At 67.3% G+C, this 21,920-nt stretch carries 26 protein-coding genes; 13 read left to right on the top strand and 13 right to left on the bottom strand.

Features of this window, described 5'->3' with window-relative positions; genetic code table 11:
* Nucleotides 1–318: 318 nt before the first annotated feature.
* Complete coding sequence (locus ABTV68_RS01405) at nucleotides 319–582, bottom strand: DUF7218 family protein (protein WP_402839672.1); 264 nt, start codon at nucleotides 580–582, stop codon at nucleotides 319–321.
* Between the two features lie 155 nt (nucleotides 583–737).
* Here ABTV68_RS01405 and ABTV68_RS01400 point away from each other — a divergent pair, with 155 nt between their 5' ends.
* The 3 genes from ABTV68_RS01400 (at nucleotide 738) to ABTV68_RS01390 (ending at nucleotide 1,728) form a co-directional block, all read left to right on the top strand.
* Nucleotides 738–941, top strand: coding sequence for a hypothetical protein (locus ABTV68_RS01400; RefSeq protein WP_433675833.1), 204 nt, complete (start codon nucleotides 738–740; stop codon nucleotides 939–941).
* A gap of 1 nt (nucleotide 942) precedes the next feature.
* Nucleotides 943–1,122: a hypothetical protein gene (locus ABTV68_RS01395; protein WP_433675832.1), complete on the top strand. Its 180-nt coding sequence runs from the start codon at nucleotides 943–945 to the stop codon at nucleotides 1,120–1,122.
* 159 nt (nucleotides 1,123–1,281) lie between these two features.
* A complete protein-coding gene (locus ABTV68_RS01390) occupies nucleotides 1,282–1,728 on the top strand; it encodes an iron chaperone (protein WP_433675831.1) in 447 nt (148 codons plus the stop codon).
* A 117-nt stretch (nucleotides 1,729–1,845) separates the two neighbouring features.
* Here the strand turns inward: ABTV68_RS01390 and helR are convergent, their stop codons facing one another.
* Nucleotides 1,846–4,005 (bottom strand): RNA polymerase recycling motor ATPase HelR, encoded by a 2,160-nt coding sequence (helR, locus tag ABTV68_RS01385; protein ID WP_433675830.1) that lies wholly within the window; start codon nucleotides 4,003–4,005, stop codon nucleotides 1,846–1,848.
* A 283-nt stretch (nucleotides 4,006–4,288) separates the two neighbouring features.
* Between helR and ABTV68_RS01380 the strand changes: the two genes are divergently transcribed.
* Entirely contained in the window at nucleotides 4,289–5,128 is an 840-nt protein-coding gene (locus ABTV68_RS01380) for a universal stress protein (RefSeq protein ID WP_433675829.1), read from the top strand.
* Here ABTV68_RS01380 and ABTV68_RS01375 read toward each other — a convergent pair whose 3' ends face one another.
* Nucleotides 5,129–5,740 carry a M15 family metallopeptidase gene (locus ABTV68_RS01375; protein ID WP_433675828.1) on the bottom strand — a complete coding sequence of 204 codons (612 nt, stop codon included), beginning with the start codon at nucleotides 5,738–5,740 and terminating at the stop codon, nucleotides 5,129–5,131.
* 87 nt (nucleotides 5,741–5,827) lie between these two features.
* On the opposite strand from ABTV68_RS01375, the gene ABTV68_RS01370 reads away from it, so the two are divergent.
* Both ABTV68_RS01370 and ABTV68_RS01365 read left to right on the top strand, forming a co-directional pair.
* Nucleotides 5,828–6,493 carry a response regulator transcription factor gene (locus tag ABTV68_RS01370; RefSeq protein ID WP_433675827.1) on the top strand — a complete coding sequence of 222 codons (666 nt, stop codon included), beginning with the start codon at nucleotides 5,828–5,830 and terminating at the stop codon, nucleotides 6,491–6,493.
* The gene (locus ABTV68_RS01365) at nucleotides 6,490–7,587 is read left to right on the top strand and encodes a sensor histidine kinase (protein ID WP_433675826.1); all 1,098 of its coding nucleotides are present in this window, start codon (nucleotides 6,490–6,492) and stop codon (nucleotides 7,585–7,587) included. Before ABTV68_RS01370 ends, ABTV68_RS01365 begins: the two co-directional genes overlap by 4 nt.
* A gap of 6 nt (nucleotides 7,588–7,593) precedes the next feature.
* On the opposite strand, the gene ABTV68_RS01360 is transcribed toward ABTV68_RS01365, so the two are convergent.
* Both ABTV68_RS01360 and ABTV68_RS01355 read right to left on the bottom strand, forming a co-directional pair.
* Nucleotides 7,594–8,601 carry a MerR family transcriptional regulator gene (locus ABTV68_RS01360; RefSeq protein ID WP_433675825.1) on the bottom strand — a complete coding sequence of 336 codons (1,008 nt, stop codon included), beginning with the start codon at nucleotides 8,599–8,601 and terminating at the stop codon, nucleotides 7,594–7,596.
* A 75-nt stretch (nucleotides 8,602–8,676) separates the two neighbouring features.
* Nucleotides 8,677–9,189: a lipocalin family protein gene (locus ABTV68_RS01355; RefSeq protein WP_433675824.1), complete on the bottom strand. Its 513-nt coding sequence runs from the start codon at nucleotides 9,187–9,189 to the stop codon at nucleotides 8,677–8,679.
* Nucleotides 9,190–9,338: 149 nt separating this feature from the next.
* Between ABTV68_RS01355 and ABTV68_RS01350 the strand changes: the two genes are divergently transcribed.
* Nucleotides 9,339–9,695 carry a hypothetical protein gene (locus ABTV68_RS01350; RefSeq protein WP_433675823.1) on the top strand — a complete coding sequence of 119 codons (357 nt, stop codon included), beginning with the start codon at nucleotides 9,339–9,341 and terminating at the stop codon, nucleotides 9,693–9,695.
* Between the two features lie 91 nt (nucleotides 9,696–9,786).
* The gene (locus ABTV68_RS01345) at nucleotides 9,787–11,379 is read left to right on the top strand and encodes an AMP-binding protein (protein WP_433675822.1); all 1,593 of its coding nucleotides are present in this window, start codon (nucleotides 9,787–9,789) and stop codon (nucleotides 11,377–11,379) included.
* A gap of 19 nt (nucleotides 11,380–11,398) precedes the next feature.
* Here ABTV68_RS01345 and ABTV68_RS01340 read toward each other — a convergent pair whose 3' ends face one another.
* Nucleotides 11,399–12,205, bottom strand: coding sequence for a sulfite exporter TauE/SafE family protein (locus ABTV68_RS01340; protein ID WP_433675821.1), 807 nt, complete (start codon nucleotides 12,203–12,205; stop codon nucleotides 11,399–11,401).
* Between the two features lie 59 nt (nucleotides 12,206–12,264).
* Between ABTV68_RS01340 and ABTV68_RS01335 the strand changes: the two genes are divergently transcribed.
* Genes ABTV68_RS01335 through ABTV68_RS01325 form a run of 3 tightly spaced genes read left to right on the top strand, consistent with a single transcriptional unit; the run spans nucleotide 12,265 to nucleotide 13,531 of the window.
* Nucleotides 12,265–12,684 (top strand): SRPBCC family protein, encoded by a 420-nt coding sequence (locus ABTV68_RS01335; RefSeq protein WP_433675820.1) that lies wholly within the window; start codon nucleotides 12,265–12,267, stop codon nucleotides 12,682–12,684.
* On the top strand, nucleotides 12,681–13,091 hold the full coding sequence (locus tag ABTV68_RS01330) for an EVE domain-containing protein (RefSeq protein WP_433675819.1): 411 nt from the start codon (nucleotides 12,681–12,683) through the stop codon (nucleotides 13,089–13,091). The genes ABTV68_RS01335 and ABTV68_RS01330 overlap by 4 nt, the downstream gene beginning before the upstream one ends.
* Nucleotides 13,088–13,531 (top strand): MarR family winged helix-turn-helix transcriptional regulator, encoded by a 444-nt coding sequence (locus ABTV68_RS01325; RefSeq protein ID WP_433675818.1) that lies wholly within the window; start codon nucleotides 13,088–13,090, stop codon nucleotides 13,529–13,531. Before ABTV68_RS01330 ends, ABTV68_RS01325 begins: the two co-directional genes overlap by 4 nt.
* Before the next feature lie 211 nt (nucleotides 13,532–13,742).
* On the opposite strand, the gene ABTV68_RS01320 is transcribed toward ABTV68_RS01325, so the two are convergent.
* The 5 genes from ABTV68_RS01320 to ABTV68_RS01300 all read right to left on the bottom strand — a co-directional run bounded on the left by ABTV68_RS01320 (nucleotide 13,743) and on the right by ABTV68_RS01300 (nucleotide 18,297).
* Nucleotides 13,743–14,330, bottom strand: a complete 588-nt coding sequence (locus tag ABTV68_RS01320) for a flavin reductase family protein (RefSeq protein WP_433675817.1) — start codon at nucleotides 14,328–14,330, stop codon at nucleotides 13,743–13,745.
* A gap of 480 nt (nucleotides 14,331–14,810) precedes the next feature.
* Nucleotides 14,811–16,370 carry a hypothetical protein gene (locus ABTV68_RS01315; protein ID WP_433675816.1) on the bottom strand — a complete coding sequence of 520 codons (1,560 nt, stop codon included), beginning with the start codon at nucleotides 16,368–16,370 and terminating at the stop codon, nucleotides 14,811–14,813.
* A complete protein-coding gene (locus ABTV68_RS01310; RefSeq protein ID WP_433675815.1) occupies nucleotides 16,370–16,975 on the bottom strand; it encodes a hypothetical protein in 606 nt (201 codons plus the stop codon). Before ABTV68_RS01310 ends, ABTV68_RS01315 begins: the two co-directional genes overlap by 1 nt.
* Before the next feature lie 80 nt (nucleotides 16,976–17,055).
* Complete coding sequence (locus ABTV68_RS01305) at nucleotides 17,056–18,111, bottom strand: NAD(P)H-dependent flavin oxidoreductase (RefSeq protein WP_433675814.1); 1,056 nt, start codon at nucleotides 18,109–18,111, stop codon at nucleotides 17,056–17,058.
* A 9-nt stretch (nucleotides 18,112–18,120) separates the two neighbouring features.
* Nucleotides 18,121–18,297: a hypothetical protein gene (locus ABTV68_RS01300; RefSeq protein ID WP_433675813.1), complete on the bottom strand. Its 177-nt coding sequence runs from the start codon at nucleotides 18,295–18,297 to the stop codon at nucleotides 18,121–18,123.
* 150 nt (nucleotides 18,298–18,447) lie between these two features.
* On the opposite strand from ABTV68_RS01300, the gene pdxY reads away from it, so the two are divergent.
* The gene (gene pdxY, locus ABTV68_RS01295; protein ID WP_433675812.1) at nucleotides 18,448–19,299 is read left to right on the top strand and encodes a pyridoxal kinase PdxY; all 852 of its coding nucleotides are present in this window, start codon (nucleotides 18,448–18,450) and stop codon (nucleotides 19,297–19,299) included.
* 9 nt (nucleotides 19,300–19,308) lie between these two features.
* Here pdxY and ABTV68_RS01290 read toward each other — a convergent pair whose 3' ends face one another.
* Nucleotides 19,309–20,211: an EamA family transporter gene (locus tag ABTV68_RS01290; protein ID WP_433675811.1), complete on the bottom strand. Its 903-nt coding sequence runs from the start codon at nucleotides 20,209–20,211 to the stop codon at nucleotides 19,309–19,311.
* A 16-nt stretch (nucleotides 20,212–20,227) separates the two neighbouring features.
* On the bottom strand, nucleotides 20,228–21,526 hold the full coding sequence (locus tag ABTV68_RS01285; RefSeq protein WP_433675810.1) for a serine hydrolase domain-containing protein: 1,299 nt from the start codon (nucleotides 21,524–21,526) through the stop codon (nucleotides 20,228–20,230).
* 52 nt (nucleotides 21,527–21,578) lie between these two features.
* Between ABTV68_RS01285 and ABTV68_RS01280 the strand changes: the two genes are divergently transcribed.
* Nucleotides 21,579–21,911: a DUF2470 domain-containing protein gene (locus ABTV68_RS01280; protein WP_433675809.1), complete on the top strand. Its 333-nt coding sequence runs from the start codon at nucleotides 21,579–21,581 to the stop codon at nucleotides 21,909–21,911.
* Nucleotides 21,912–21,920: the final 9 nt, after the last annotated feature.

Genomic DNA, 21,920 nt, shown 5'->3' with positions numbered 1-21,920 from the left:
TGGGTTGCGCGGGTACGCGGGTCCATCGGTTGCGCGGGTACGCGGCGCATTCGCGTTATTGCTGCGCGGAGTTCGCGACCGCCGTCCGCGCCGTCCGTGTCGCGAATCACGCGAACGGCGCGAATCGCGCGAACGGCGCGAATCGCGCGAACGGCGCGAACCACGCGAATCGCGCGAACCACGCGACAGTCGCATCACTCGCCCCGCGACAGTCGGATCACTCGTCACGCGACAGTCGGATCACTCGTCACGCGAGAGTCGCATCACTCGCCCGCGACACTCGCATCACCCCGCAGCACTCGCCCCGCGGCATTCGCGTCACGAGTTGCGCAGCATGCTGATGAGCTCACCCTTGCGCTTGCCGGAGTATCCCGAGATCCCGAGTTCCTTCGCTCGCTTGCGAAGCTCCGGCACCGTCCATTCGTCATAGGGCTCCGCGTCGCCACCGCGTCGCCCGACCGCCGATCGGCCGTCGCGCGCGGAGGCATTCGCGATCCGCGCTGCCTTCTGCTCCGAAGCGCCCTCGCGCCGCAGGGCCCGGTATACCTTCTCGTCCTTGATCGATGAGTTGCGCTGAGGCATGTCCTCTCCGTTCTCTCGTCGGATCTGCTGACCTTCCAGGGTCGTGCGTTCGACGGCGTGTCGCGAGGGGGTGTCGGGTTCGAAGACAGCGGCGTAACGTGGAGAGACCGGGTGCAGAGTACACACGGAGCGCACCCGGCGAACGGAGGTGCAGCATGACCGATTTCCCGGAGCCCGACCCCGTCGCTTCGGCTGCGGACTTCATCCGTCCCGATGCGACCATCCCACCCGAGCCCGTCGACGCCGATGAGCGGCCGATCGACGAGGACCCGGACCCCGGATTCCCCGACGACGAGCGTCCGACGGGATTTCCCGACGATGCTCCGGACGCAGGCTTCGGAGCAAGAGAAGAGGACTGACATGGACACCACAGCTGAGACTCCGAGCGAGGACGCCGGACGGTTGGAGCCGCCCGTCTTCGACCACGCCGCCGCCGGTCACCCGAGCCAGGCGGAGGGCGAGGATCCGGAACTGGACCACGACAACGCCGATCCGCGCCCGGCCGGCCACCCCTCGCAGGCCGAGGGCGACGACGACTGATCGCGCCGGAAAGATGGAAATCGCATCGCAAAACGCGTTCTGCGATGCGATTTCCATCTTCTGACCAGGCTTTCGAGAAGCATTCGCCGACCGGGCAGATTCGGAGAAGCGTTCGGGACAGAGCGCTTGTAACGTGGCGTCAGACGAAAAGGAGACGCCATGAGCGACACCACCGAAGGACGTATGTCCGCCACCGAACGCGCCGCCGTGAAGGCGCGCTCCGCCGAGCTCCGCGCGGAGAAGAAGCGCGCCGCAGCCGAGGACAAGGCAGCCGCCGAGCTGCAGGACGTGCTTGACGCGATCGCCAAGCTGCCGGACGATGAGCGCGCCGTCGCGGAGCGTGTGCACGCTGTCGTGCTTGACGCCGCCCCGCAGCTGCAGGCCCGCACCTGGTACGGCATGCCCGCGTATGCGCTGGACGGCAAGGTCATCTGCTGGTTCAAGAACGCGAGCAAGTTCCGCGACCACTACAACTCGCTCGGCTTCGAGAACGCCGCCACGCTCGACGAGGGCACGATGTGGCCCATCGTCTACGCCATCACCGATATCTCGGCCGCTGACGAGGAACGCATCGCCGCCCTTGTCACCCGCGCGGTCGGTTCCTGAGCGAGCGCCAGCGAGACGACGGGCCGACATCAACGACGCACGTCACGACCCAGCACAGCCGCTTCGTCTCGCTCCGCTCGCTCAGCAACCACGCGAGCGAGACGAAGAACCTGCGGGTTACGACAGCAGCACCAGCTCCTGCGTGGGGCGGGTCATCGCGACGTAGAGATCCACGGCGCCCGTGATGCCGTCGCCGAAGGCCTCCGGGCGCATGATGATCACGAGGTCGAACTCCAGACCCTTCGCCGTCACCGGCGTGAGGGAGCGGACGCGGTCATGCGAGGCGAAAGCGGACGACGCGAACGACTCATCCGCGATGACCGCGGCGAGCCCCTGCGGGTGATTCTGCAGCCACACCCGCAGCACGTCGTCGCGCTCGGACACCGATCCGTGCCGCACCGGAATGCCCGACTCACGCACCGACGTCGGCACGTTCGCGTCCGGCAGCACAGCGCGGATCACGGGCGCGGCCGCCTCCATCACCTCGGACGGGGTGCGGTAGTTCACCGTCAGCCCGCGCTCACGCACGTCACGGATCCCGACCCGCTCCAATCGTTCGCGCCACGATTCGGTGAACCCAGCGCGGGCCTGTGCTCGATCACCGACCACGGTGAAGCTGCGCGATGGATCGCGGCGCAACAGCATCGCCCACTGGGCGTCGGTGAGTTCCTGCGCCTCATCCACGACGATGTGCGCGAACTGCCGCGACACCTCATCCCGCGCGAACCCGGGCAGCGAATCCCAGTCCACCAGCTTCTCGCGGAGAGCGGCGCTGTCTTCGCCGCGCAGCATCATGATCGCCCCCTCGCCGTCGTCGTCGGCATCGACCAGATACTCGACGATCTCGGCCCGGTACTTGCGCTCGACGGCTTCCGCCGCGTCACGCTCACGCTGCGCCGCGAACCGACCAGGGTCGCCCACCCGGAGCCGCACGGCGTCCAGAAGGGGAAGGTCGGCATCGGTCCAGGCCCGCGGATCCTCCCGCTGCAGCAGTGCGACCTCCTGCGCAGACAGCGACGGAGCGACGGCCGCGAGCGCCTCCGGATCCGAGAACAGCCGCGCCAGCACATCGCCGGCCTCGAGGATCGGCCACACGGCATCGAATGCGGCGGTCAGCTCGTCATCGCGCTCCAGCGCGCGGCGCAGGTAGCGGGCGTTGGCCGCGTCCTCCCCGTAGCGATACACGAGGATGCGCAGCATCTCCTCCCACACCGCACCGCGGGCCTCGTTGTGAACCTCGCCGTACTCGACGGCCTGCATCGCGCGCTCCCAGTCGCCCGGGGTGATGCGCATGTCGGCCCACTCGGTCTCGATGACCATGTCCTGCTGCGGCACCTGCTCGAAGAACGGAACGGCATCCTCCACAGCCGAAACCAGAGCCAGCGACTGCTTCAATTCCCGCACTCGAGCGTCGGTCTCGGGGACGGCGAAAGCGGACTCGGGAACAAGGTGGTCCAGCGTGCCGATCCGAACGCCTTCCTCACCGAGACTCGGCAGCACGTCCTCCACATAGGAGAGGTACGGCTGATGCGGCCCGATGAAGAGAACGCCGCCGCGACGTTCGTCAAGTCGTGGATCCGCGTACAGCAGGTACGCGGCTCGGTGCAGCGCCACCACGGTCTTGCCGGTTCCCGGCCCGCCGTCCACGACGAGTGCGCCGTGCGACTCGTCGCGGATGATGGCGTCCTGATCGGCCTGAATCGTGCCGAGCACGTCACGCATGCGCGCCGAGCGGCTGGAACCGAGACTCGCGATGAACGCGGACTGATCATCCAGTGCTGCTCCGTCGGTGAGCGCTTCGGGGGTGAACCCCTCATCCCAGTAGTCGGTGATCCGCCCGCTGGTCCACCGATAGCGGCGGCGGCTGGCGAGACCCATCGGATCCAGGTGGGTCGCACCGAAGAACGGTTCCGCCGCGGGCGTGCGCCAGTCGATCAGCAGTCGATTTCCATCCGCATCGGCCAGGCCGAGACGCCCGATCCAGATGGGTTCGGATCCGTCGGCCGGGGTCATCCGTCCGAGGCAGAGGTCCACGCCGAACCGCTGCAGCATCCGCAGACGCGCCGCCAGCCGGTGCACGGCGAAGTCGCGATCGAGGCGCTCCTGGTTGTTGCTGCCTCCGACGCGGGAGGCATCGGCCAGCCTCCGCGCGGTGTCGAGGAGCTGGTGATCGATCGCCGCGGCGATCTGAGCAAAGCGCTGTTCGTCGGGTCCGATGAGCGCGGGGGTGTTCTTAAAGGAGAGGGAGTCGGGGAGGGCGAACGGGGAACGAGACAAGGCATCAACTCCGGTTTCACACGAGCCGGCGGACGCGGCGCCAACGGGTACGCACCGGGTCCGCGACGGCGCAGAGTTCACCATTGTGCACCCGCGAGGGGCCCTTGCGGCAAGGCCCCCTCCCTGGCGTATCCTGGATACAACGGGAGGTCACAACACCTCCCGTTCGTCGTCTGTCGAAGCCGGTGAGCCACCCCGTGAGCGACTCTCGTCCATATTCACGGCTCGTGGCATTGCCCCCCGTCAGTCGATGCGAGATGCTCGTCATGAAGGGACGGGAATCATGGGCAGCAACACCATCCTCGTAGGAATCACCGACAGCGACGCGGGCCTGCGAGCCTTCGACTGGGCCGCGGAACGCGCGGCCGCGCTGGGCCAGGAGCTCCACGTCATCTCCGTCATCGGCGGCGCGACCGGAAGCGTGGGCGATCAGGCCGCACGCGAGGAACGCGAGTTCCAGACCGAGCAGCGGCTGATCGAGATCGTGCGCCCCCGACGCGAGGCGGGACTCTCGATCACCACGGAGGCGATCAGCGGTGATCCGGTTCGCATCCTGCTGGATCGCTCGAAGGATGTCGCACTCCTCGTGATCGGCAGCGACCGACTGGCCGACGACCAGCGTGCGCGCGGCGAGCATGGTTCGCGAATCACGGCGGGAGCGGCGTGCCCGGTGGTGGTGGTCGCGGAGATCGTGGAGCGGGAGCGCTCGGGTGTGGTGGTGGGTGTCGACGGATCCTCCATCTCCGCGGCCGCGATCGCCTTCGCCGCCGACGAGGCTGTCCGTCTGGGGGAGCCGCTCATCGCTCTCGGCGTCTGGACCCCGCTGCAGGCGGTCTCCAGCCCCGTGCTCATCACCAGTGAGTACAAGGAGTCGCTGCAGACGCTCACCGAGGAGACGGTCACCGCGGCTGTCGCCGGCATTCGGGAGGCCCATCCGGAACTCGAGGTACGCGTGGAGGTCGAGGCGGGATTCCCGTCTGCGGTGATCCTCAGCCACGCGCGCACGGCGCGTCTGGCGGTGGTCGGCAGCCACGGTCGCGGGGCGATCGCCCGGTTCCTGCTCGGTTCGGTCAGCACCGAGGTGCTGGCACGTCCCACATCCGTCATCGCCGTCGTCCGCTGATCAGCCCTGCAGTCGCGGATCCTCTGTGGGATCCGTGAACGGCACAGGACACGCTCCGGACTCATCCGTGCCGGTGAGCTCGAAGTGCCAGGGCTCGTTGTTGTACACGTTGCACAGTCCCCACTGCGCGCCGTACTGCATCAGCCAGTAGTACGCGTCGGTGAAGCCGATGTCCACCGCTTCACCGCGCACGTGCGCGGAGGTCTTCGGCGTCGCCACCCACCGCGCGGCTTCCTCGGCACTGCCGTAGTCGGCGACGGCGTCGTCCAGGAGCTTCTGCTGATACCGCTCCGTGCGCCAGCCACTGGTCACGCGCAGGTCGATCCCGTCGGCCTCCGCGGCAGCGGCCGCCTCGCGGAGTGCCGCCAACAGCTCCCGATTCAGCCCCGCGATCGCGGCTTCCGAGCCGTCGGTGTCCAGAGGCTCACCATCCGGAACCATGCCGTCCGCAGCACCGATCGCACCGGTCGGCTCGATCTGTCCCGCCACCGCGGGTCGCGGTGACAGCGCCTGAGAGACGGCGGCGGCCACCACGCAGATCAGGAGAGTCAGCACGAGGGCGACGAGGGTGAGGCGGAGGACGAACGGGGGTCGGGTCTGGGTGCGGTTCATAGTGGTCATTCCACGCGAGCGCGTGTTGCCAGGGCGTATGCCGAAATCGATACGCCCGCGATACACCGCGATCCGTAGGCTCAGATCATGCGAGTGCTGATCGTGGAGGACGAGCCTTTCCTGGCCGAGGCCATTCGTGATGGCCTGCGGCTGGAGGCGATCGCCGCGGACCTCGCCCTCGACGGTGACGCTGCGCTCGAACTGCTCGCGATCAACACCTACGACGCGGTGGTGCTGGATCGCGACATCCCGGGCCCGTCCGGCGACGAGATCGCCCGCCACATCATCGCGTCCGGCGTGGGCACGCGCATCCTCATGGCGACCGCCGCCGATCGGCTGGACGACAAGGAGAGCGGCTTCGAGCTCGGCGCCGACGACTACCTCACCAAGCCGTTCGTACTGCGTGAGCTGGTGCTGCGGCTGCGCGCGCTGGCACGTCGTCCGCGAGCCACGCTGCCGCCCGTACACGAGGCCGCCGGTCTGAAACTGGACACCTTCCGGCGCGAGGTCTATCGCGACGGGCGCTACATCCCTCTCACGCGCAAGCAGTTCGCCGTGCTGGAGGTGCTGATGAGCGCGGAGGGCGGCGTGGTGAGCGCGGAGGATCTGCTCGCCCGTGCGTGGGATGAGAACGCCGACCCGTTCACCAACGCCGTGCGCATCACCATCTCGGCGCTGCGCAAGCGGCTGGGCGAACCAGGCCTCATCCACACCGTGGCGGGTGTGGGCTACCGCTTCGGCGAGAACGCATGAACATTCCGTACCGCCCGCGGGGTCTCTCGATCCGCATGAAGCTCACGCTCACGTACGCGGGCGTGGCCGCCCTCGCCGGCGGGGTGATCTGGGCGGTCGCGCTGGCCTACGCGGTGCGGTACGTGCCGACGGGACCGCTGAACGACGCGAACCGGGGATGGATTCCCAACCAGCAGGATCTCCTCAACGCGTTTCTTCCCCGCGCCACCCTGGCCTACGCGATCGTCGTGCTCGCCGGTTTCGTCGGCGGCTGGTTCCTCGCCGGGCGCATGCTGCGACCGGTGCACGCCATCACCGATGCGGCGCGGCTCGTGAGTCAGGGCTCGCTGTCACACCGCATCGCGATGCCGGGCGCGGGAGACGAGCTGCATGACCTGGCCGACGTGTTCGACGACATGGTGGCGCAGGTGGAAGGACGTCTGAACGAGCAGCGTCGCTTCGCGGCGAACGCCTCTCACGAGCTGCGCACCCCGCTGGCGGTGACCCGCACGATGCTGGAGGTGGCGGCCACGGACCCCAACGCGGACACCGAGCAGCTGATCGCGCGATTGGCCAGCGTGAACGATCGAGCGTCCGCCACGATCGAGGCGCTGCTGCTGCTCTCCCGCGTCGACAACGTGGCGGTCAGCCGGGTGCCCACCGACCTGTCGCTCGCGGCGGAAGAAGCACTGGAGTCCGCCCTTCCGCTGGCCGAACGGCGTGGTGTCACCCTGATCGAGCGCTGCGATCCGGCACCGACCAGCGGTGATCCGGTCCTCCTGGTGCGGCTCGCAGCCAACCTCATCGGCAACGCGATCGCCTACAGCGGCACCACAGAGCCGACGGTCTGGGTCTGCACCGAGGTTCGGCCCGGCGGACGCGCGGTGCTCACGGTGGAGAACACCGGGGCGGAGCTCAGTGCGGATGTCGTCGCCACGTTCACGGAGCCGTTCGCCCGCGGCGAGCGCACCGCGCGCCGGGCCGAGGGCGACACCGCCGGGGTCGGGCTGGGACTGGCCATCACGGCGTCCATCGTGCGCGCGCACGGTGGTTCGCTCCAGCTGCAGCCGCGCCCCGGCGGCGGCCTCTACGCGGAGGTCTCGCTCCCGGCCTGAGGCTTCTCAGTCACCGAGCTCGATGATCACCGCGGCGGCGTTGTCCGGCGCTCCGGCGTGCTCGATCGCCACGAGGAGATCGTCGCGCACTGCGGCCACGCCCCTCTCCGCCGTGAGGAGCTCCTCGATGCGCGCCGGCGGCAAGACAGCGTGGACGCCGTCAGTGCTCAGCAGGAGGCGATCACCGCGCGTGACGCGTACCCCCGTCACGTCGGGTTCGGCGGGAAGCCCGGCGGCGATGGCGCGGTTGAGCACAGCACGACGCGGGTGCAGCCGGGCCTCTTCGTCGCTCAGACGCCCCTCCTCCACCAGCGTCGCGACCTCGGAGTGATCGAAGGTGAGCTGTCGCAGCACACCGTCGCGCGCCAGCCAGGCGCGCGAGTCGCCGAGGTGCGCGATGGTGGCCACATCGCCGGACAGCGCCACCACGGTCAGGGTGCAGCCGCTGTCCGCATCCGTTTCGGTCGCGAACGCCGCCTCGAGCGCATCGGCCCGGCCTCCCGCCTGGCGAACCGCGTCGAGCGCCCGATGCGCAACCTCCCCACCGCGGGGCCCGAATCCGTCCGCGACCGCCCACGTGTGATCCGTCACCATCACGGCGTCGTCCTGTTCGGACCGGCTCCCCTGCAGCAGCAGTGTCTCTACCCGCAGCGCGGGCGTCTTCGTCGTGGTCATCTCGATCTCCTGTTCCCGAAGGTCAGCGATGAGTCCGTGCACGACGACGCGCCGCGACCGCAGATCCGCCTCGGTCTGACGCCAATACGACGTCAGCTCAGCGGCAGCGGCCGCGGCAGGCAGATCCGCGATGATGCGGATGCGTGCCAGCGGTACGCCCACGCGACGCAGTGCCGCCACCAGCCGCGCGCGCTCCACCTGCTCAGGCGCATAACTGCGGTATCCCGTCAGGGGATCGACTGCGGCGGGCGCGAGCAGGTCGAGTCGGTCGTAGATCCGCAGCGCCTTGGGCGTGAGCCCGGTCAGTGCGGCGAACTCGCCGATCGTGAATCGCACCATGTCCTCTTCCTCATCGCGTCGGCGACGGCCGCCGACAAGACGAGGTTCAGCCCTGACCCCGGGGCAGACGCAAGCTCATTCCACCATGTCGTCGGTGACGCGCCCGCCGGTCTGCACAGGATGGATCCACGCCGCCAGATCGAAGCCCTGCCGCTGTGCTTCCATCAAGAACTCCGACTCCACCTCACCGGATAGCCGCGGCGTGCGAGACAACAGCCACAGGTGCTTGCGATCCGGCGTGCCCACCAGTGCCACGGTGTAGTCCGCATCGATCTTGAGCACCCAGTAGTCCCCCTCGGTGAAGGGGATCCACCGCAGCGCCTGCGGGAGGAAAGACACCTTCAGACGGCTGAACGCACCGTCCGACGCGCGCGCAATCCCCACGGCCCGACGCGGCTGAGCATCCCCGTCGAACGAGCGGTTGTCGACTCGCACCGAGCCGTCATCCAGCAGGGTGTACTCGGCCGTGATGTCCGCGCCATCGGTGGGTTCCTGCAGCAGCGGGAGCCTGCCGATCTCGTACCAGAGCCCCGAGTACCGCACCAGATCCACGGCATCCACGGCCGCGACTTCCGTTTTCTGCGCCATGATCACTCCTCACGTTGTGGTCGTCCGAGCCTAGGCCGTGCATCGTGCACAATCACGGTCCGGGCAGCGTTCCGCGCGGACTCCCACCCCACCGTCAGGTTCGTCCATCGTTCATCCTGTGGACTTGCGCGCCCGCTACGCTCCCCGACATGTCGATGGAGCACGCAGGACCGGCGACCACCCTGGTGCGCGGGCTGCGACGGCTCGAGCCCGGCGACTGGCAACGGATCGAAGCTGCCGCGTTCCATGCCGAGCCCGGCGTGCTGGACTGTCTCGGTCACGGTTCGGAGCCGCAGCGGCTGAGGCGCTGGCTGGGAACTCGACACCGGCCCGCCGCACTGGCGACGAGCCTCGCAGCCCTCCCCGCACAGCGACTCGCCGCGATCCGCGAGGATCTGCTGCGCGCGATCGCCGACCTGCGCAACCGACAGCTCATCGACGACGCCACCGCGGTCCGCGCCGCCGAAGCCCCGCCGGGTCGCCTCGCCACGCGGCTGTCAGGGTAGAGGCGTGCACGTTTTCGCGCGCTGTAGACGCGGCTCACGTGCTTGAATCCTGAGTAGCGGCACCGAGGCCGCCTGAACGATGGAGTTCCCTGTGTTCGAGAGCACCTTCCCCGACGTGGACATTCCCGATGTCACCATCTACGACTATCTGTTCGCCGACCTGACGGATGAGGATGCGGCCCGCATCGCGTTCATCGATCCGGCCAGCGGAGCTGAGACGAGCTACGGCGCACTGCGTGCCCAGATCAACGCCTTCGCCGGTGCGCTGGCCGCGCGCGGAGCGGGCGTCGACAGCACGCTCGCGTTGCTGAGCCCCAACATCCCGGCGTTCGCCACGGTGTTCCACGGCGCACTGCGCGCGGGCCTGACCGTCACCACCATCAATGCGCTGTACACCGCCGAGGAGATCGGCCACCAGCTGCGCGATGCCGGAGCCACCTGGCTCGTCACCATCTCCCCCTTCCTCGCGCAGGCGAAGGCCGCGGCGGCCGAGCACGGAATCGATGACGATCACCTCATCGTCATGGACGGTGCCGAGGGGCATCCGAGCCTGCGCGATCTGCTCGTCGAGCAGCACCCCGCCCCGGACGTCTCGTTCGATCCCGCCACACACATCGCCGTGCTCCCCTATTCGTCGGGAACCACCGGTCTTCCGAAGGGTGTGATGCTGACCCATCGCAACCTCGTCGCCAACGTCCAGCAGGCAGACATCATGCTCGACGTGACCGCCGATGATCGCGTGCTGGCGGTGCTGCCGTTCTTCCACATCTACGGGATGACGGTGCTGCTGAACCTCGCGCTGATCCAGCGCGCCGCCCTCGTGCCCATGCCGCGATTCGACCTGGTCCAGTTCTTGGAGCTGATCCAGAAGCACCAGTGCACCTACGTCTTCGTGGCGCCTCCCATCGCCGTGGCGCTCGCGAAGCACCCGATCGTCGACCAGTACGACATCTCCAGCATCCGGATGTTGTTCTCCGGTGCCGCGGCCCTCGACGGCGACACCGCGACGCTGGCCGCCACCCGGGTGAAGTCGAAGATCCGTCAGGGCTACGGCATGACCGAGATGAGCCCGGCATCGCACATGATCGGCTTCGATGACGAGACCAGTCCGATCAGCTCCATCGGCCGCCTCCTGCCCAACATGCAGTGCAAGCTGGTCGATGCCGAGACCGGCGCGGAGCTCACGGAGTTCGGCGAAGACGGGTTCACCGAGCCCGGCGAAATGTGGCTGCGCGGTCCGAACGTGATGGTCGGCTATCTCAACCGTCCCGACGCCACCGCCGAGACGCTCGACGCCGAGGGCTTCCTGCACACCGGGGACATCGCGAAGGCGCACCGCGACGGCTACTACACGATCGTGGATCGCCTGAAGGAGCTCATCAAGTACAAGGGCTACCAGATCGCGCCCGCCGAGCTGGAGGCGCTGCTGCTGCAGCATCCGAAGATCATGGACGCCGCGGTCATCGGCGTGGATGACGAGGACCACCAGGAGATTCCGAAGGCGTTCGTTGTCGCGGCACCGGATTCGGGACTCACCGCGGAGGATGTGATGGCCTTCGTCGCCGAGCACGTCGCGCCGCACAAGAAGGTCCGACGCGTCGAGTTCATCGAGGCCGTTCCGAAGTCCTCCGCCGGCAAGATCCTGCGCAAGGATCTCCGCGCTCGGGAACGCGCAGCGTCCTGATCGGATTCGGAACGTCGCCTCAGCCTGCGAGGGCCGGGGCGACGTTCTCGTTCCACACGTCGAAGCCCAGCTTGAGGATCAGCACCGAGACGACGATGAGGAACGCCGCCCGGATGAAGCCGGTGCCGCGGGCGATCGCCATCCGCGAGCCCAGATACCCGCCCAGCATGTTGGCGACGCCCAGCACGATCCCGAGCCCCCAGATCACCGAACCGTGCGGGATGAACAGCAGCAGCGCGCCGAGGTTGGTGGCGACGTTCACGATCTTGGACTTCGCGCTCGCCTGCAGAAAGTCGTAGCCGAGCAGGCCCACCAGGGCGATCACGAGGAAGCTGCCTGTGCCGGGGCCGATCATCCCGTCGTAGAAGCCGATCGCCGCGCCGACGGCGATCGCGACCGCGTAGTGGCGGTGTCCGTGGAAGCGCAGCGCCGCCTCACGTCCCAGCTGCGGCCGCACCGCCGTGATGATCGCGACCACCACGAGGGCGATGATGATGATCGGCTTGAACGCCGATGACGGCAGCACGGTGGCGACGAAGGCACCGCCCAGCGATCCGCAGAGCGCGACGAACGCCATCGGCAGCGCCGTTCGCAGGTCCGGTTTCGCGCGCCGGAAGAACGTGACCGCGCTCGTGGTGGTCCCGAAGATCGAGGCCAGCTTGTTAGTCGCAAGCGCCTGCACCGGCGCGAGCCCGGGCACGAGCAGCAGCGCGGGCAGCTGCAGCAGCCCTCCCCCGCCGACGACAGCGTCGATCCAACCCGCGGCGAACCCCGCGAGCACGATGAGGATCAGGGTTCCCCAGGTCAGTTCCTCCACGCCCAGCACCCCTCGAGCCTATTCCTGTCGGCTTGACTCCGAAGTTAATAAGCGCGCATACTATTCCCGTGAGAATCCTCAGTACGCATCACAGCCACACGCCGCACTCGCCGACCGCCGTCTATCGTCTCTGGGCCACGCCGCAGGATTGGATTCACTGGGACCCGGACGTCGCCGAGGTCCGGTTCATGGGCGAGCCGCGAGAGGGCGCGCGCGGCTGGATGCGCCCTGCCGCGGGGCCCGCCACCTCTTTCACCATCACGCAGGTCGATCCCGATCGGCTGTTCACCACCACCTCACGTCTGCCGGGGGCGATCCTGTCGTTTCGGCACGAGGTCGAGCGTCAAGAAACGGGAAGTCGCGCATCCGTGACCATCGGCGTCAGCGGTCCCCTGAGCGCGCTATGGGCGATCGTGTTGCGCCGCCCGTTCGCGTCCGCCGCCCGGCGCAACCTCGAGGGCATGCTGGCGCAGGTGAGTGCAGCATGAGTCGCGGGTGGCTCGGCGTGGTGTCCGCCCAGCACGTGCAGCGCGGCATTGACCTCGGGATCGCGCAGATCAATCACGGCCAGCGCGCCCCACTCGCGCGGATGAAAGCCGGTGACACGCTGATCTACTACTCGCCCACCACCGTCCGCGGGGAACCCGACGGCCTGAAGTCCTTTACGGCGATCGGGACCTTCCCCGATGACATCATCTGGCAGGCCGATGAGGGAGACTTCCGTCCGTTTCGCCGCAGGATCGACTACGAGGTCGGCTCCCCCGTGACGCTCGACGAGCTGCGACCTCACCTCGACCTCACCGCCGGCGCCAACTGGGGCTATCGGCTCCGGCTCGGGCTGATCGAGCTCGTTCCCGGCGACGTGGCGATCATCCGCGAGGCGATGCGCGCATGAGCGGGCTGGAGTCTCGCTTCCCGGAAGCCGACGCCAGCCCCGGTTTCCTGCTGTGGCAGGTCACGAACGCCTGGCAGCGGCGTGTCCGCGCGGCGCTCGCACCGCAGGACCTTACACATGTCCAGTTCGTCTTGCTCGCAACGCTGCTGTCCTTGCAGCCCGCACCGGTGACACAGCGCCAGCTCTCGGATGCCGCGGGGACCGACGCGATGATGACCTCCCAGGTGCTGCGGGGCCTGGAGCAGCGTTCGCTCGTCACGCGGCTGCCGCATCCGACCGATCGCCGAGCCGTTCTCGTGACGCTCACGGACAAGGCCGAGACGCTGATCAACGCGGCGAATCGCGCCGTGGAAGATGCCGATGTGGAGTTCTTCTCGACGCTGGGATCAACGGGTCTCGATCGTTTCGTCGGGCTACTGCGTGAGCTTCGCGCGCCGTAGCCGCGGCGCGGCGGGGAGGGGTGGGGCGTCGAGACACGGCAGGCACGCGCGGCGCGGCGTGAATCCCGTGCGCGTGGCGTGCCGCATCCCGTGGCTGCGCGCGGACCCGGCGTGGCGTGCCGCACGAAACGAGGATGATGCGTCGAGATTCTGACCGAGCCGGGGAAATCGCCCTCGTTTCGAGGAAATCCCCTCCGTTCGCGTCGGTCAGCTATGCCGTGGGACGCGTGGTGGGGGCGTCGATGGCGGAGTGGTCGCCGAGGCGGTGCCAGCGACGGTTGACGTACGCGAGGGAGTCGGTGGTGTCGCCCGCCGTGACGTCGCGGTTCATCCCCACCTGCAGCACGCGCGCCGCGATCACGGTGGATCCGTCGGCGTCGATGGTGTCGATGATCTGACACCGCAGCCACGCCCGCACCCCGTGGAACACCGTTTCGCCCGTGGACAGGCGGGTCCAGGATTCGGTGTCGGCGAAGCGATCGATGCCCTTGGTCGCTCCGATCTGCGCGAGCTCCAGGTCCTGGACGTCGAGCAGGTGCACAACGACCGTGTCGGCTTCGACGATCACCTTCGTGGCGGACGAGAGCGTGGTGACGGAGAACATCAGCAGCGGCGGATCGGCGTTCACGGACGCGACCGACGTTGCGGTCAGCGCGACCGGTCCTGATCCGGCGTCCGCCGTGATGACGGCGACGCCGCCCGGGTGCCCGCGGAACGCGAGCTTGAACAGCTCCGCCGTGACCTGGGCGTCCACGTGGGGCGCGTCCGCATGCAGCTGATCGGGGAAGTCCGGACTCATACTTCGACCGTATCCCCGCGACAGCACCCCGGGATCGGTGCAACGTCAAACCGCGTCACGAAACCCATGACCCGCGAGACTTCTGTCTGTGGGCGAGAATCATCGCGTTGCGGCGTTTCTCGCCCACAGACGGAAGTCTCGCGGGAGGTGGTTTACGCAAGATCATGAGCGCGCAAGCCACTATGGAGGATGGCCCGGACAGGCTGACGCAAGGAGGCGAAGGCCGAGTGCTCTCACATGCAAGTCGCGCTGAGGAGTGTTACGGCTTGCGTATGGGTGAAACCTAGTCACGTACGGCTCGGACGCTGACAAGGTTCTTCGGTTTCGATCTCAACGACGACCGGAGATCGGACGTGCTGTCCGTGGCCGGGAGGTCATAGCTGCGGCACAATCACAAGTACGGAATTCAAGGGTCAACAGGCCTGCGACGAGCCCGGCACCAAATCCCCCGGACGCGACAGTTTCGGCCTCGACCGCCGATCACTCTTCGCTGGCATCTCCCTCAGCCGGCCGCACTACGTTCGTCGAGTCCGTGGCATCGAGAGGATGTGCCGTGAATTCCAGTAAATGAGTGGTCGACGCGTGCTCAGAATTTGCATCGGATGAAGGCGCTGCATCCCAGTCATTTAAGCCGCTGAAGTCCATCGGCGTCTGCCCGATGTCGATTTCGTAGCCCAAGTGGTCCACGAGCGCGTCCCGGTGTTCCTGGGTCATCGGCGAAACTAGGGGCAACGTCGCGCAGAGCAGGTCAGCCATGAGCAGATTGCTGCGCGTCACGCCTGCGCCCTCTTGGGTTGGAAGGTCGATCGTCACCCGGCCGGATCTGGTGGCGACAATGGCCTGCCCAACCTCGACTGAGCCGCCGACGGCCTCGGAGACGTTGCGAAGAAGCTCCGGGGTGATCTTGCCCTCGTCGTTCTTTGAGATGAATTGGGTGTGCCCGGACCTAAGATTGACCTCGACTAGGTCAAAACCAATTGATCGCTCAGCGAATTGGTCGATGGACACCGGCTGAGCGCTCTCCAGTTCCACGCCCTCAAGATCCTTCTTTGCTGCACCAACGATCACGAAGGTGCTTGGCGCATTGAACGCGAGATGGCGGCCTTGCCGTGACCAGCTGAAGAGTGGTGAGTTCGTCGCTCTTTCGAGTTCAAACCCGTCAGACCGAACGATGGCTGCGCGAGCCGGGATGACGTCAAGGTTCGCTTGGATCAGATGCTGGATGTTCTCGGAGTCAGTCGTGAAATCAAGGGATTCGAGGTCTGCGAGGCGCAGTCTACGTCCCACGCGCTTCCAGAATCTTCGATCCGCGGTCCGCATGTACTTTACGAGGTACTGCAGTGATTCTGCGTTCAGATGCCCAGAGGTGTCGGCGATGCCGGGGAAGTGTGAGAGCGAACCTTCGCTCCCCTCCCATACCGCCTGCAAAACTCGGTTCATTCGCCATGCCTGTGGGCCGTCCAGTCGATCGTTGATGGCCTCAATGGCTTCGGCAGTGGGCTCGCGCTGGACTTGGGCGGCTCCCTCGAAACCGCGCGAAACCGCCGCCGCGAGTTCAACTGCTTCGTCAGCTACGAATGAGCCTCGTCCGCCTTGCGCAAGCGCATTGCTGAGCATATTCGCCGTCGAGTCCGATTGCTTTCGATCGATGAGTCGTTCAAGCGCCGCGGGTTCGGTGAACATCGCGGACGTGTCCGCAATCGCCTTATCAACGACGGGCCGCGCCTTGACCGCTTCCTCGCTGGTCAACCCAAAGATCAGGGGCGAAGGCGAGTCGATAAGGGCCACATCATCCGCAAGCGAGTCGAGGTCATATGTGAAGCGAAGGTAGACGCGACGGGTCGACTCGTCGGGCCAGGTCAGGATGAAGTCCGGCGCAAAACTGTGGTTGAAGAAGTCAGTAGAACGGACGCGAGCGGTGCTGTCCAATGCGGCCAGCTCACGAGCCACCGCATCCTTGACCCTGAAGATTGATTCGCGAGGCGATGGGTCGAACAGTCCCTCGTGAATCTGCGCAGCAAAGTTTGATCTGTCGCCCATCAGACAGCCCTCCTTGCCTCATAGTTTTCGATGACGCCTCGGTGTTCGCCGGAGATCACCAGCGACTCCTGCTTCTCGGAGAGGATGATCAACCAGAGTCTGTCAGCAACCGCCGACACTGCCGCTTCGTCGATCAGCGCCTCAGCTTCAGCGAGATCTTCGACTCCAAAAACACGGGAGCGATGGGCCAGAACATGCTCCCTCACGTAGTCAGCGCTCGTGAGCTTCGACCACTTCTGAATGGAGTGGGGGCTCCATGCGAGCCACATGAAGTTGTCGCACATGCCGGGCTTGTCGAGGTACGCGACGTAGCACTGTGCGAGAAACTTCGAGTAGTGCGTTGGGAGGTCGTTCGGGTTGTCATAGTTCTTGCACTCCGCGAAGAACATCTGGCCGTCATACTCGCCGTATCGAAGAAGGCCGCCCAGATCAAAAGAGAAGTTCTGGTTTCCGTGAGGCCATGAGAAACGAAGCTTTGCGACGGCGGGAGGGTCGGGGTTGACCCATTGCGCATTCACCCGGGTAGTTGACTCAAGCCAGCGCTTCGCTCTTCGAGCTCCGTCCGCGCCTTTGGCTTGCGCCGACTCTCCTTCGATTCGGGTCATTCTCGTAGACTAGCGAATCGGCGGGATCTGCCCGCAAGCGTGACGACCACTCGTCTTTTTTGCTGCTTGCGAAGCGAGGGTCAGCGCGGAAGGCCGGCGGCGAGTTCGGCGAACACGGCGGCAGCAGAGGGGGTCGCCGTTGAAGAATGCACCAGCGCACCCTGACCCGCCCACAGTGAGAGCAGGTCACCGCGGTCGAGCTCGGCGGCACGCGCGCGGAATCGCCCCGTGAGCCAGTTCTGCACCGGGAACGGAGCAACGGAACCGCCGTCCTCGATCGCGGCGACGGCAGCGTTGCGGACGCCACGCGCGAGACGACCACTCATGGCCCGCGTCAGCACGGTTCCGGTCTCGGGGACGGCCGCGAGCGCAGCGCGATGCGAAGCCGGCGCCGCGGACTCGATCGCGCGGAGGAACGCCGTGCCCACCTGCACACCGTCCGCACCGAGGGCGAACGCGGCCGCGACGCCACGACGATCCGTGATCCCGCCCGCCGCGATCACCGGCACGGATACGGCGTCGACCACGGCGGGAACCAGCGCCATCGAGCCGATCAGAGACTCCTCCGCCGGCGCCAGGAACGACACCCGATGCCCACCGGCTTCCAACCCCGTCGCCACAACGGCATCCACTCCCGCGCTCTCCAGGAAGACCGCTTCGGCCGGCGTCGTCGCGGTTCCGACCACCACGATGCCAGCGTCATGAAGGCGATCCATCACCCGGGGTTCCGGGACACCGAACACCAGGCTGAGCACAGCGGGCCGCGCCGCGATGACCGCGTCGAGCTGCTCGTCGATGTCGGGCAGGAACCGCGCCGGCCGTTCCGGGATGTCCAGCCCCACGGCGTCGAACAGCGGGGCCAGGGCCGTCGTTGCGGCGTCCCAGTCCACATCGTCGGGCACGACCTCATCGCCGGTCGGAATCCAGAGATTGAGGGCGAGGGGACGGCCGGTCCGCTCGCGCAGTTCCGCAACAGTGCGTGTGATCCGATCGGCGTCATAGCCGTACAGCCCGTAGGAGCCGAGCCCGCCTGCATTGCTCACCGCGGCGGTGAGGTCCACCGACGACAGCCCGCCGAACGGACCGAGAACGATGGGTGATTCGATTCCGAGAAGGGTGGCCAGTCGTGTCGTCATGACGTCACGCTACGCCGCCGCCGCCGTGACCTGCGCCACCCGACGCCACGACGCTCCGACGCTCCGACGCTCCGACGCTCCGACGCCCACCAAACCCACCCCGCCGCGAGCCCACCAAGCCGCCAGCGACCAGCCACCAGCCACCAGCCACCAGCCACCAGCCACCAGCCACCAGCCACCAGCCACCGGTCTCAGACTCTGCCGACTTCCCCGGCCGTGTGTGCTGTTTCTGAGACCATCACCAGCGGTGGTCTCACCAACAGTCGCCCCTCTCGCCCGGACCCGCCGTATCTGAGACCGGCGCAGCGCGCCCGTCGCGGGTGGGATCATGGAGGGATGAAGATCCTCTCGATCCAGTCCGCGGTCGCCTACGGGCACGTCGGCAACTCCGCGGCCGTCTTTCCGCTGCAGCGGATCGGCGTCGAAGTCCTCCCGGTTCCCACCGTCAACTTCTCGAACCACACCGGCTACGGTGCCTGGCGCGGACCGCTGCTGGATCCGGAGCAGGTACGTGAGATCATCACCGGCATCGAAGAGCGCGATGTGTTCGGCGGCATCGATGCCGTGCTGAGCGGATATCAGGGCGGGGAGGGCATCGGCGATGTGATCCTCGACGCCGTGGCCCGCGTGAAGGCCGCCAACCCCAACGCTCTGTACGCGTGCGATCCGGTGATGGGTAACGCGAAGTCGGGATGCTTCGTCGCGCCCGCCATCCCCGTGCTGCTGCGCGAGAAGGTCGTGCCGGCGGCGGACATCATCACCCCGAACCAGTTCGAACTCGGCTTCCTCACCGGCACCGAACCGGACACGCTGGAATCAACGCTCGCCTCCGTGGACGCCGCGCGTGCGATGGGTCCGTCGATCGTGCTGGTGACCAGCGTCGAGCGCCCCGACCGTCCGGAGGGCACCATCGAGATGCTCGCCGTCGACGACTCTGGAGCGTGGATCGTGCAGACCCCACACCTGCCGATGAAGGCCAACGGGTCCGGCGACGTCACGGCGGCGCTGTTCACCGCGCACTATCTGGAGACCCGTTCCGCAGCCACCGCCCTCGCGCGCACGGTCTCGAGTGTGTTCGACCTGCTGCAGAACACGCTGGACTCCGGGGAGCGCGAGCTCCAGCTCGTCGAGTCGCAGGAGGCATACGCCCACCCGCGCCTGCAGTTCGAAGTGACGCAGGTCCGCTGATCCGATCGATCAACCCACGGGTTCCGCCGGAGGCACCGCCTTCGGCGGACTCGTGATCACCGCGCCGATCGAGGCGAAGATCACCAGCACGACGCCCACCAGTTCGAGCAGACTCAGGTGCTGCCCGAGCAGCAGGAATCCGGCGAGCGAGGCGGTGGCCGGTCCCAGGCTCATCAGGATCGCGAACACCGATGCCGGGATGCGCCGGAGTGCGATCATCTCCAGCGTGTACGGAATGGTGGAACTCAGCAGCGCCACCGCGAGCCCCAGCCCCAGAACCTCCGGCCGCAGCAGCGCATCGCCCGCGGACACGATGCCGAACGGCAGCGCGATGATCGCGCCGAGGGTCATCGCGAGCGCCAGGCCATCGAGCTGGGCGAACTCCGCGCCGACGCGCGCGGACGCGAGGATGTAGCAGGCCCAGCTGACCGCAGCGCCGAGCGCGCAGATCACGCCGACCGGATTGAGCGAATCCCACCCGCCGCCACCGAGCGCGACGACACCGAGCAGCGCGATGCCGGCCCAGACCCACGCCGACTTTCGCCGCGCGGCCAGGATCGACAGCGCGAGCGGACCGAGCACCTCGATCGTGACCGTGACGCCCAGGCTCAGTTCGGCGAGCGCCAAGTAGAAGAGGCCGTTCATGAACGCCAGCGCCAGGGCGAAGAACACGACGGCACGCCACTGGGCTACGCTCCGGCCGCGGAGCGAAGGACGAGCGATCGCCAGCAGGACGACAGCGGAGAAGAACAGGCGAAGCGCCACCATTCCGAGTGGTCCGACCTGCGGGAACAACATCACGGCGATCGCGGCACCGCACTCCTGGCCGATCATTCCGACGCAGACGAGAGCGATGGCGGAGCTGGATCCGCCGCGCTTCACGAGCGGGCCATCGCGGAAGCTCCGTCGCATCCGCGCGTGAGCGGACTCACCCCTGCGGCTGCGGGCACATGGCCCGGGCGGTCAGCGACTGCGCGATCTCATCCGCCGTCCACGGCATCCCCGTGTCGGGGGCCGTCTCCCCGCTGGCGGCAGGAGCCTTGGAGGCGACATCCGCCAGCTCGAAGGCGAGGTTCTGAGCGATATCTCCGCCACCGGTGCCGTTGTTCAGCACCACCGCGACCGTCAATCCTGTCGCTGGATCGGAGAAGGCTGCCGTCACGTACCCCGGGGTGGCTCCTGCCTGACCGACAAGGCTGCCAGCGAACAAGGCTCCGCCCTTCGCTGCATACCAGCTCGGTCCTTCGGGGGACACCACCATCGGCTCAGAGAACCGCGAATCCGGCATGGTTCGTGCGTTGCTCTTGCTCGCCAATGCACGCGCGTAACGACCGAGATCGCTGATCGTGCTGGTGGCACCGCTGTCGGTGAATCCGATGCTTGACGACGACTTGGTCACGTCGATGGACGCCTCGCAGGCCCTGATGCCGCCCTCACCCACCGGCGTGTAGAGACCACCGAGCGACGGTGCAGGTGCGGGCTTGGCCGCCGTCGCAGTGGGCAGCTCGGTGCTGGGAAGCGCGAGGGGCGTCGCCACATACTTCGCGATCAGCTCGGTAGCGGTGAGTCCCGACGCTTGCTGAAGGGCGAGGCCGAGAAGGAGATAGCCCGTGTCGGCACCGTTGTAGGCGGCGCCGGGCTCGGCTCGGCCTGGGAGACTGAGACCGAAGCTCGCAAGCTCACGCGGCTGCCAGATCCGGTCGAGCGTGGTGAAGTTCGTTTCGCGGAGCGTGCCGGGAACATTGGGAATTCCCGAGGTGCCGTCGCACAGCATCTGGAGGGTGATTCCGTCATAGGCCGCTCCGGGAATACCAACCACGTACGTGTTCACCGAGTCATCCAGCTTTACGACCCTGTCGGCGACCAGACCGTACAGAACGTCGCACGTCATCTCGCGCGTGACACCGCCGATGCGGAAGGACATGTCGGTAGTCACGTCGGCACCGGTCGAATCCGTGCCGATGCCCGCGACCCAGCTCCCCGACCACGGCACCCAGACGCCCACGATCGCACCCGAGGCGCCGAACTCCGCCGCCGTGCGGGTGACCATGTCCGTCATCTGGGCGACCGTGTCATCCGGGAGCTTGCCGTCGGCCAGCGCAGGGACGTCAACCGTGGCAGCATCTCCCGCGGTACAGCCGGCCAGGACGGTCATGGCGAGCACCGATGCCAGGGCAGCAGTCACGGCGCGTCGCATCGCGCGGGCGCGCGGAACTGTACGGATCACAAGGAGCAGTCTATGCAACCGCCCGTGAACGGGCCGAGCGTACGCTGAGAGGGTGACCCACCAGTTCGATTCCTCCGTCATCACCGCTGTCCTCGCCCACATGAACGACGACCACACCGACGACAACCTGGTCATCGCACACGCCTTCGGCGCTCCCGACGCCACCGCGGTGGAGATGACCGGTTTCGACGGCGACGGCTCGGACTGGAGCGTGCAGACACCGAGCGGAACCCGCGAGCTGCGCATCGACTGGCCGGACGGCCCCATCGATGAGCGTCCGGCTGTGCGCCAGCAGGTGGTGGCCCTGTACGTCGCCGCCTGCAAGGTGATGGGCGTGAAGCCCCGCCGCGCCGAGGGACCCGGCCCGAGCACGCACCAGCACTGATCATTCCTG

This window comes from Microbacterium gorillae (assembly GCF_050990725.1).
Classification (GTDB): domain Bacteria; phylum Actinomycetota; class Actinomycetes; order Actinomycetales; family Microbacteriaceae; genus Microbacterium; species Microbacterium gorillae_A.
The sequence above is the reverse complement of the archived record's forward strand: the minus strand, read 5'-3'. Positions and strand labels throughout refer to the sequence as shown.